Below are 991 nucleotides of genomic sequence, written 5' to 3' on the forward strand. Positions count from 1 at the left end.
TGGTCCGGCGGCGGGGCGCGATAGCGGTGGTGCTCGGCCGGTGGGCGGCCGCGCTGCGGGCGCTGGTGACCGGGCTGGCCGGGATGAGCGGGATACGGCAGCGCACCTTCACCCTGGCCAACGTCACCGGCGGCGCCCTCTGGGCGCTCACCGTGGCCGTGCTCGGCTACCTGGCCGGGGCGTCCTACCGGCTGCTGGAACGGCGGCTCGGATGGGGCGGCGAGGCGCTGCTCGCCGTGGTGGTGCTGCTGGTGCTGGCCCGTTTCGTGCGGGCCCGCCTGGCGGCGCGCCGCGACGCCGCCGCGGAGCCCGCCGAGCGGCGCTGAGCCGGATCGACAACCCGGGGGGATCAGCGCGGTGGCGTGCCCTGGATGCGGTAGGCGATGGCCTCGTGCCAGACGTGCGGGTAGACGCCGATCTCGAAATAGCGGGTGAAGCGGTCGATCGGGGCGTTGACGTGGTCGTGCCAGAGCAGCCAGACCGGGGCGACGGTGAACAGCACGTAGTTCGCCGCCACCAGCGGGAGGTAGAGCGGGCCGAGCAGCCGGGCCTGGAGGATGTGCACGTCCTCGTGGCGCTGGATGCGTGGGCTGGACCCGGCGCAGACCGTACCGAGCGTGGTGGCGTACCGGGGCGAGACGCCCTCCACGACGTTGACCCGGCCGCTGTGCTGGCAGACCACCCGGTCGAGCCGGTGCCCGACGACCAGGTGTGCGGCCAGGTAGATCGCGCCGACGACGGTGTTGGCCAGGCTCCAGGTGTGGTCGACGACGAAGAGCAGGATTCCCTTCGGGTTCGACGCGTACGTGCGGGCGGAGCCGACCGCCCAGCCGAAGGGCGCGCCGACGAGGAGCCCGACGACGGTGCCGATCACCAGGCCGAGGGGGCCGCCGGCCCACCCGCCGAGCAGGGCGCCGAGGAGGGTGTGCACGGCGGCGCTGAGGATGCCGAAGACCATGGGGTCACCTCTTTCCCGGAAGGAGGTGGGCCC

General features: G+C 73.8%; 2 protein-coding genes. One reads left to right on the top strand and one right to left on the bottom strand.

The genetic code is table 11. From position 1 onward, the window contains the following. Positions 1-326 (top strand): DedA family protein (locus DKL51_RS04915; protein WP_185734711.1); only part of this gene is annotated, 326 nt, incomplete at its 5' end. 23 nt (positions 327-349) lie between these two features. On the opposite strand, the gene DKL51_RS04920 is transcribed toward DKL51_RS04915, so the two are convergent. Next, on the bottom strand, positions 350-991 hold a 642-nt coding region (locus DKL51_RS04920; protein WP_260428380.1), incomplete at its 5' end, for a hypothetical protein.

This window comes from Micromonospora globispora, from assembly GCF_003857015.1.
Classification (GTDB): domain Bacteria; phylum Actinomycetota; class Actinomycetes; order Mycobacteriales; family Micromonosporaceae; genus Micromonospora; species Micromonospora globispora.